Genomic DNA, 8,953 nt, shown 5'->3' on the forward strand with positions numbered 1-8,953 from the left:
GTCGATGACCGCGAACGGCAAGGGCGTGCGAAGCAAGCCGCTGCTCGACCTGCTGGCCTTTGCCGTGGCCAATGAGGACGAAGCGGCGCTGAAGGCGAACCAGGCGCAGCTCAAGTCGCTGCTGCTTGCCGCGCTGCCGGTATGGGAAAGGCTCGATGGAACCTATGGGTTCAAGGATTTCGCGGTCGAGAGCCCGATCGGCACGTTCGGGGCGACGCAATTGAGCACGGCCTTCGGAATGGACGGCGTCTCCCAGAGCGGCAAGATCAACTACGCGATCAAGGCCTCTGGCCTGAAGATTCCGCAGCAGATGCTGCCCGGCTGGAGCGTGGCGTTGCTGCCCACCGACGTCGACCTGAACTTCGGCGGCGCCAACATCGATCTCGACAGCATGGCGAAGAAGGCGATCGAAACGCTTGATCTCAATAAGAATCCGCCGCTGCCGGAAGATTTTGGCGACCAGATCTCCGCCGATTTCCTGGCCAAGACGCCCAAGGCCGTCATCGGCCACAGCACGCTGAAGAACAAGGACATCGAGATCGCGCTGGAAGGCGAGATGACCTTCCCCGGCGAGAAGCCCGATGCGAGCGTGACGGTCGATATCGCCGGCTACGACAAGATCGTCGAAGCCTTGCAGACCGCGGCCAAGACCGACCCGGAAGCCGCGCAGTATTTTCCGATGGTGCTTGCGGTCAAGGGGTTCGGCAAGACGCTGCCGGACGGTCGCATCGAATGGGCGATCAAGGCCAAGCCCGATGGTTCGGTGACGGTCAATGGCGCCATGCTGAAGCCGGCGGATGCCGTTCAGGACGATAGCACCGATCAGGATGACGGCACCGATCAGGATGTCGTTCCCGGCGAGGGCAACAGCGGGTCGGGCGCGAAGCTTCAGCCTTGAGGCATTTCCAGGAGGCGGAGCGGTTTTCCGCCCCCGAGTTTCAGAGCCCGAGCGCGCTGACGATCTTCGGCGCCGCCTCGTGCCAATCCTCGACCGAGACGATGCCTTCGGGCGTTGGCGGCAGGAAGGCGCGCAGCGAGTTGTCGGCCATCAGGTGGAAGAGATGCGCGTCTGCCACCGAGTTGCGCACCGACAGCAGGTTGTACGGCTGGTCGTCGACGAAGGCGACCGGCCGACCCTTGGCGCCGCGCAGTTTGGCGACGGCCGGTCCTTTCGCCATCTCCGTCGTCAGCAGCGGATAGTTCAGCCCAAGCGCGTCGAGGTGGGCGCGGCGCGCCGCGCGGTGCCTGTGCGGCATGGCCGTCAAAAGCACGATCTCGGCACGGCCGCCGAATGTCGACAGCGCTTGCGCCGCACCATCGGTGACGCTTTGCCATTCGGCCTGGGCGTCGAAGAATTCGCCGAGAAGCGCCGTCACCTCAGCCTGCTCGATCAGCCGGCCGCTTGCCGTCTCGGCGATGTTGCCGGTGAGGCGGAAGGAGGCGAGCGTCAGGGCGAAGCCGCGCGATTGCAGAAAATGCGGGAACGGCCGGATGAACTCCAGCACGACGTCGTCGACGTCGAGCACCAGAAGCGGCCGGTCGTCCGCGGCAAGCTCTTCGATCTGCCGCGCCGTCTCGGGATCGTCGCTCATACCGAGCGCTCGTGATCGTCGTTGCCGAGCGGCAGCGCCCGCAAGGCCTTGCCGACGGCGGCCGGCGGCGTGCCGGTCTCCTCGGCGAAGCGCAGCAGCGTCGGCTCATGGGCGAGGATGAACTGCAGCACGCCGGCCAAAAAGCCTGGCTCGCCCGCCGCCCGCCTGATCGACTGCGCCTCGATGCCGGTGATCGCCAGGAAGCGCGGCAGGAGTTCAGGATCGGCGGCGACGAAGCCGAGAGCCCTGATGGCAAGGGCTTCCGCTTCCTCGCGCATTGACGCCGCGTTTGTCATGACTACCTTTTGTGCGTGGAATTTGAGTCTCTCCGCAGTAACGGCAAGCGCGACTTGCGGCAAGCCATTGCCCTCCCCGAGACGGGATCCGGCCAGTTTTTGGGGGCCGCCGGTTTGCGTTTCGTCAATCATATTGGCGTAGCGTGGATGAGGGTTGGGTGCGATCCGGCAAGGACGCATGACGGTGGTCTTCGGCGTCGAGGACCGTCGGGACGGGAAATCGATGCCTAAGAAGGTCATGATCGTCGAGGACAACGAGCTCAACATGAAGCTCTTTCGCGACCTCATCGAAGCCAGCGGCTACGACACTGTTCGCACGCGCAACGGCCTCGAGGCGCTGGACCTGGCGCGCAAGCACCGGCCGGACCTGATCCTGATGGACATCCAACTGCCCGAAGTGTCCGGGCTGGAGGTGACCAAGTGGCTGAAGGAGGATGACGACCTCCATTCGATCCCGGTCATCGCGGTGACCGCATTCGCCATGAAGGGCGACGAGGAGCGCATTCGCCAGGGTGGCTGCGAGGCCTATATCTCGAAGCCGATCTCGGTGCCGCGTTTCATCGAAACCATCAAATCCTATCTGGGCGATGCCTGATGCCCAGCCAGACCGGAGCCTTGTGAGATGACCGCGCGGATCCTCGTCGTCGACGACATCCCTGCCAATGTCAGGTTGCTCGAGGTCAGGCTGCTGGCCGAGTATTTCGAGGTGCTGACCGCCTCCAACGGACCGGACGCTATCGAGACCTGCGAAAACGGCAAGGTCGATGTCGTGCTGCTCGACGTGATGATGCCCGACATGGACGGCTTCGAGGTCTGCCGGCGGCTGAAGAGCGACCCGGCGACCTCGCATATCCCGGTCGTCATGATCACCGCGCTCGATCAGGTCTCCGACCGGGTGCGCGGCCTGGAGGCCGGCGCCGACGATTTCCTGACCAAGCCGGTCAACGACCTGCAGCTGATGACGCGCGTCAAGAGCCTGGTCCGGCTGAAGTCGCTGACCGACGAATTGCGGCTGCGCGCCTCGACCACGCGCAACATCGGCATCGAGGAACTGTTGAGCCGCAACTTCGCCGCCGAGGATGCGAAGCCGAAGGTGCTGTTGATCGACGAGCGCAAATCGTCCTTCGAGCGCATCAAGAAGATGCTGCGAAGCAGCGCCGAGCTCGATGTCGCCACCGATCCCAATGCCGGCTTCTTCCAGGCTGCCGAGACGGCCTACGAATGCGTGCTGATCTCGACCGCTTTCGCCGACTTCGATCCGCTGCGACTGTGTTCGCAACTGCGGTCGCTCGACCGCACCCGCTTCTTGCCGATCATCCTTTTGGCGGACGCCGGCGAGGAGGGGCGCATCATCCGCGGCCTCGAACTCGGCATCAACGACTATCTGACGCGGCCGGTCGACCAGCAGGAACTGACCGCGAGGCTGCGCACCCAGGTGCGCCGCAAGCGCTACAACGACCAGCTGCGCGCCAGCGTCACCCAGACCATCGAGATGGCGGTGACCGACGGGCTGACCGGGCTGCACAACCGCCGCTACCTCGACAGCCATCTGCAGACGCTGTTCGACCGCGCGGTGGCGCGGCGGCGTCCGCTGTCGGTGATGATCACCGACCTCGACCGCTTCAAATCCATCAACGATGCGCATGGCCATGACGGCGGCGACGACGTGCTGCGCGAGTTCGCGCGGCGGTTGCGCAAGAACGTGCGCGGCATCGATCTCGCCTGCCGTTTCGGCGGCGAGGAGTTCGTGGTGGTGATGCCCGACACAGAGGGCGCGGTGGCGGAAAAGGTCGCGGAACGCATCCGCGCCGAAATCGCCCAGTTGCCGTTTGCGATCGGCCATGAGGGCAAGACGATCGAGGTCACCGTCAGCGTCGGCGTGTCGTCGCTGCTCAAGGGGGCCGATACGGTGGCCGCCCTGATGAAGCGTGCCGATCTCGCTCTCTACGAGGCCAAGAGCGGCGGGCGCAACCGCGTGGTCGCCAAGGCGGCGTAGGCTTGGGCGCCAATTAACCGGTCAATCCGACAGGGTTAGCAATTTACCTTAATCCAAGCGATTCGGGTGGCTTGGTTAAGAAACTGTTGATTTTCATAAGCTCTTGCGCAAATGTACAGCATAGACAAAACGAGGCCGGCACGAGGGTAGACCGCCGGATCGTTCCGTTAAATACCCCATGATGCTCAGGTCCGCCGCATCTCCTGGGTCCGTGGGGTCGGCCGGCCGGCGCTGGCACATAGTGGCCTCCTCGTACCGCTGCCAAACGCCGACCGGCCCCCTTTTTCCAAAAAAATGAACGTCAGGACTTCGCGCCAATCGGCGGAAGCTCCTGCTATCGGGTCAGGTCGAATCGCCGGCCAAAACAAAAACGCCGCCCAAAGGGCGGCGTTTCGGCATTCTCGGAGGAAACCGGATTACTTGATCTTGGTTTCCTTGAACTCGACGTGCTTCTTGGCGACCGGATCGTACTTGCGGAACGACAGCTTGTCCGTCTTGGTGCGGCTGTTCTTGCTGGTCACGTAGAAGAAACCGGTGTCGGCGGTCGACAGAAGCTTGATCTTGATGTTTGCGGCTTTGGCCATGATGTTCGTCCGTTAATGTTCGTGGAGTTTTGGCCGCTGGAGCACGGGGAAAACACCCGGACGCGGGAAACTTGGCGCGACACATAAAGAACGCGTCCGGAAAGTCAACCCCAAGCAGGTTTCGGCGACGCCCGATGTGGCTGCTGCCGGCAAGGGTGGAGCCCGCCAGCGGCGGCAAGGTAGGCGGTCAGGCGTCCTCCCTGACTGGTGAGGCGGCCTTCTTCCAGTCTCCGGCCGTGTTCCACCAGCGGTTGGGGTTGGCGCGGTCGTCAAGGCCCTTGGTGCGGCTGGCAAGCAGCGGCTGGATGCGGATCACGGGCTCCTCATAGCTGTGCGCCTGGTAGATCGCCTCGACGACTTGAGCGGCGAGGCCCTGGTCGTCGGGCAATTCGAACGACACCTCGACCGTACCCGGCCGCTGCCGCAGCAGCGTCTCGGCGCCGGCGGCGGCACCCTCGAGCGGCCGGTAGCGCTCGACGCCATCGGCCGACTGGAAGGCGTTGCTGTCGTAATTGCCCATGCCGAGCGGCGTGATGGCGACCACGGCGTCCATGATGCGATCGACGTCGGCTGCCGGCGCCTGGAAGCTGACAAGCAGCAGCAACTGCATCCGCACGGATTTGGTTTCGAAGCCACTGTCGATCATCTGATATCTCCCTGCATGTGGAGCGTGGGTATAGCAGGGGTGCTCCTGACACGGTGATGTCAGCAGCGTGGGCTGACGAGCGTTCAGCCTGTCGGCCTACAGGACCTTGCGGATCAGCCTGACGCCGACCAGCGCTATATAGGCGGCGAAGAACAGAGCGAGCGACCAGCCGAAGCCGGAGGGGCCGAAGACGTCCATGCCGATGCCGATCGCCTGTGGGCCGAGCACCATGCCGACGCCGTAGCAGAGCACGAAGGCGGCGTTGGCGGAGGCGAGCTCATGGCCGGACAATTGCGAGCCGAGGTGGGCAAGGCCGATCGTGTAGAGCGCCGCGACGACGCCGCCCCAGACGAACAGCAGCGCCGCCATCAGGTGCCAGTCCCCGGCGAAGTGCGGCATGAAGATCGTGCCGGCAAGCCCGACGGTGGCGCAGGCCAGGAGCAGATGGCGGCGATCCGAGACGCGGTCGCTGATCATGCCGATCGGAATCTGCAGCAGCACATTGCCAAGGCCGATCATGGTGAGCAGCAGGGCAGCGTCCGCCTCGGAATAGCCGATGCGGCTGCCGTAGACCGGGAACAGCGCAAAGCCGCCGGTCTCGACCGCGCCGAACACCAGCACCGCGAAGGTGGCGGTCGGGACCAGCCAGATGTAGCGCAGGAAATGGCTGGTCTCGCTGTCGGCGACGATCGTCGGGCTTTCGTTGCGCGCTGCCAGCACCGGAATGGCGGCCAGCGTCACCAGGGCGATGGTGACGCCGAAGGGCAGGAAGCCGGTGCTGCCGAGATGGGCGAACAGCCATGGTCCCGCGGCGAAGCCAAGCGACAGCACCGTGGCATAGATGCCGAGCACCAGGCCGCGCCGGTGCGGCGGCGCCGAGGTGCTTATCCAGAATTCCGACAGGATGAACAGCACCGTCAGAGCGATGTGCAGCACGACGCGGAGCGGAAACCACATCCAGAAATCCGGCGCGAAGTGGAAGCCGACGAAGGCAAGCGCGCCAGCCGCGATCATCGTCAGCATCGTCCAGGCGACGCCGAACCGCATGGCGAGCGGCGTTGCAAGCGGCGCGCCGGCAATCGAGGCAAGGCCGGCAATGGCGGTGTTGAGGCCGATCATCGAAGCCGAATGGCCGCGCGTCTCCAGGATGACGCTGAGCAGCGGCATGCCGAGGCCGATGGCGATGCCGACGACGCTGATCGAGGAGATCGCAGCGATCATCGGCAGCCAGTGTACGCGCTCGTCGCCCTGTTCTTGGGTATCGACCGTCATGGGATGCCTGAATAGCCTAGAGGATTTCGCGGGTGAAGTGGTTGCGGACACGCCGGTAGAGCGGCACCGCGCCGCCGGGGCGCAGCAGCGGATCGTCGGCGAGCCGCTTTTCCAGCTCGTCGAGGATCATCCGGGTGATGTCCGGGATATCGGCCTCGCGGGCCTTGGCGAGCGGCAGCCAGACCAGTTCCTCCAGCTCGTTGGTCGGGCCGCCATCCGGCAATTCGATGGCGACGTCGCTGCGCCAGGCGCTGAAGAAACGGGTATCGAAGCGGCGCACCCGGTTCGGCGGCGTGATCGCGCGGGCGATGAAGCGCAGCACTTCCAGCGAGGGCACGACGCCATGCTCGGCAAAGCCCTGCCAGTCGCGCCTGGCAGTGGTGAAGGCGCCCTTGCGGCCGATAAGCAGGCCGGCTTCCTCATAGGTCTCGCGGATGGCCGACAGCGCGATGGCGCGTGCGCGCGCCTGGCTGGTGCGGCCGAGGCCCGCGGTCAGGTTGGCTTCTTCCTCGGGGTGGAGGTCCGTGGCAACGGCGATGCGGCTGTCGGCCGGATCGGTGCGGCCGCCCGGAAAGACGAATTTGCCGGGCATGAAGGCGTGCCCGGCATGGCGCCGACCCATAAGCACCAGCACCTCGCTGCCCTTGCGGTCGAGCAGGATCAGCGTCGCGGCATCGCGCGGGCGCAACCGCTTGCCGGCGGGCGCGGCAGCGCTTGGCTCAAGCTTGTCGACGTTCGCCTTGGTCATTCGGTCCCCAAGCTGATGCATGTCGCCCAGACGCCGTCGCGGTCTGGGGACGATGACATGCATGAAAGCAAAGATCTGAAGCGCGTCGCGTGAACCCGTTCATTTGCGAGGCGCTTTAGCGGAAACTTGCCGCATGCGAAAGTGGCGTTCGGACATCGCCGATTGCGCCAGCCGCGACGTCAGGCCTCGGGGTGATGCTCGATGACGTCCTCTTCGCCGCCGAAGCCGTGCATATAGAGCGCCCATTGCAGGCCGATGACGGCGCCCTTGACCGGCTGCAGCAGCACCACCGCCAGAAGGATGGTCAGCGGCACCCAGATGATGATGTGCTGCCAGGTGGAGAGCGTGGAGGTCGCCTCGACCCCCATGAAGGCGCCAAGCACGATGTGGCCGACGATGACCACCACCAGATAGGCGGGCAGGTCGTCGGCGCGGTGATGGTAGAGTTCCTCGCCGCAATGCTCGCATTTGTCGACGGTCTTGACATAGGCGCGGAACAGCTTGCCTTCGCCGCAATGCGGGCAGCGGCCGAGCAGGCCGCGCTTCATCGCCGTCCACAGCGGGCGGGCGACGCGGCCCGAATGATGCTCGCCGCCGAAAACCTGGTCTTCCATCTGCAATTGCCTTGCCATCACCGTCTCCTGCCGCGTGGGCGCGATTGCGACGCGCGGGCGCGGCCCTTGGCCTTGTGAAACGACCGTTTGGAGCCGGGCAGCGGCTTCGGATCGGTCAGCATTTCGAAACGCATCGCGCCGGCCATGGGCGCGACCTCGACCAATCGGACCTCGACGCGGTCGGCAAGTTGGTAGCCCTTGCCGGTGCGTTCTCCGAAAAGCGATCGGGCGGTTTCGTCGTATATATAGTAATCGCCTTCAAGGCTTGACACCGGGATGAAACCATCCGCGCCGTACTGCGGCAATTGGACAAATAGTCCCGCCTTGGTGACGCCGGAGATGCGCGCGTCGAAACGGTCGTCGATATGCTCGGCGAGATGGGCGGCGACCAGCCGGTCGACCGTGTCGCGCTCGGCCGCCATGGCGCGGCGCTCGGTGGCGGAGATCAGCGCCGACACCTCTTCCAGCCGATCGGCTTCCTGCTGCGTCAGGCCGCCCGGGCCAAGACCGAGCGCGGCGATCAGCCCGCGATGCACGATGAGGTCGGCATAGCGGCGGATCGGCGAGGTGAAATGCGCGTAGCGTTTCAAATTGAGGCCGAAATGGCCGATATTCTTCGGCGAGTACTCAGCCTGGCTCTGCGAACGCAGCACCACCTCGTTGACCAGCGCCTCATTGTCGGCGCCGCGCACGCGCTCGAGGATGCCGTTGAACTGTGCGGGCCGCATCTGCGCGCCGCGCGCCAGCGACAGACTGAGCGTTGCCAGGAATTCGCGCAGCGATTCCTGCTTGGCGAGCGAGGGCGCGTCATGGATGCGGTAGACCAGTGCCTGGCGCTTCGCCTCCAGCGTTTCGGCGGCCGCGACGTTGGCCTGGATCATGAACTCCTCGATCAGCTTGTGGGCATCGAGGCGTTCCGGCACGACGACGCGGTCGACGGTGCCGTCCTCCTTGAGCAGGATCTTGCGCTCGGGCAGGTCGAGTTCCAGCGGCTGGCGGCCGTCACGGCCGCGCTTGAGCACCGCATAGGCGTCCCAGAGCGGCTTCAGCACCGTATCGAGGATCGGCCCGGTCTTGTCGTCGGGCATACCATCAATCGCCGCCTGCGCCTGCGGGTAGGCGAGCTTGGCCGCCGACTTCATCATGACGCGATGGAAGGAATGGCGCAGCTTGCGGCCATCGGCCGCGAACGTCATGCGCACGGC

10 protein-coding genes and 1 pseudogene are annotated in these 8,953 nt (G+C 65.0%); 3 read left to right on the forward strand and 8 right to left on the reverse strand.

The annotated features are described in order from the left end of the window. Positions 1–898 (forward strand): annotated as a pseudogene (locus tag EN780_RS20595) (hypothetical protein); the annotation flags it as partial. 40 nt (positions 899–938) lie between these two features. Here EN780_RS20595 and EN780_RS20600 read toward each other — a convergent pair. Beyond that, positions 939–1,592 carry a hypothetical protein gene (locus EN780_RS20600; protein WP_128275151.1) on the reverse strand — a complete coding sequence of 218 codons (654 nt, stop codon included), beginning with the start codon at positions 1,590–1,592 and terminating at the stop codon, positions 939–941. Continuing rightward, positions 1,589–1,888: a DUF3572 domain-containing protein gene (locus EN780_RS20605; protein ID WP_128275152.1), complete on the reverse strand. Its 300-nt coding sequence runs from the start codon at positions 1,886–1,888 to the stop codon at positions 1,589–1,591. The genes EN780_RS20600 and EN780_RS20605 overlap by 4 nt, the downstream gene beginning before the upstream one ends. Before the next feature lie 223 nt (positions 1,889–2,111). On the opposite strand from EN780_RS20605, the gene EN780_RS20610 reads away from it, so the two are divergent. Next, entirely contained in the window at positions 2,112–2,483 is a 372-nt protein-coding gene (locus EN780_RS20610; RefSeq protein WP_127283351.1) for a response regulator, read from the forward strand. Positions 2,484–2,510: 27 nt separating this feature from the next. Next, entirely contained in the window at positions 2,511–3,884 is a 1,374-nt protein-coding gene (locus EN780_RS20615) for a PleD family two-component system response regulator (protein WP_128275153.1), read from the forward strand. Between the two features lie 416 nt (positions 3,885–4,300). On the opposite strand, the gene rpmG is transcribed toward EN780_RS20615, so the two are convergent. From rpmG to EN780_RS20650, 6 genes are all read right to left on the reverse strand, one after another. Beyond that, on the reverse strand, positions 4,301–4,468 hold the full coding sequence (gene rpmG, locus EN780_RS20625; protein WP_006201775.1) for a 50S ribosomal protein L33: 168 nt from the start codon (positions 4,466–4,468) through the stop codon (positions 4,301–4,303). 187 nt (positions 4,469–4,655) lie between these two features. Then, positions 4,656–5,114, reverse strand: a complete 459-nt coding sequence (locus EN780_RS20630; RefSeq protein ID WP_127393311.1) for a hypothetical protein — start codon at positions 5,112–5,114, stop codon at positions 4,656–4,658. A 96-nt stretch (positions 5,115–5,210) separates the two neighbouring features. Beyond that, positions 5,211–6,386: an MFS transporter gene (locus tag EN780_RS20635; protein WP_128275154.1), complete on the reverse strand. Its 1,176-nt coding sequence runs from the start codon at positions 6,384–6,386 to the stop codon at positions 5,211–5,213. A gap of 16 nt (positions 6,387–6,402) precedes the next feature. Next, positions 6,403–7,134 carry an NUDIX hydrolase gene (locus EN780_RS20640; protein WP_245494444.1) on the reverse strand — a complete coding sequence of 244 codons (732 nt, stop codon included), beginning with the start codon at positions 7,132–7,134 and terminating at the stop codon, positions 6,403–6,405. 179 nt (positions 7,135–7,313) lie between these two features. Further along, positions 7,314–7,766 (reverse strand): DUF983 domain-containing protein, encoded by a 453-nt coding sequence (locus EN780_RS20645; RefSeq protein WP_128275155.1) that lies wholly within the window; start codon positions 7,764–7,766, stop codon positions 7,314–7,316. Beyond that, on the reverse strand, positions 7,766–8,953 hold a 1,188-nt coding region (locus EN780_RS20650), incomplete at its 5' end, for an RNB domain-containing ribonuclease (RefSeq protein ID WP_128275156.1). The genes EN780_RS20650 and EN780_RS20645, both read right to left, overlap by 1 nt.

The organism is Mesorhizobium sp. M4B.F.Ca.ET.089.01.1.1 (genome assembly GCF_004022605.1).
Taxonomy (GTDB): Bacteria; Pseudomonadota; Alphaproteobacteria; order Rhizobiales; family Rhizobiaceae; genus Mesorhizobium; species Mesorhizobium abyssinicae.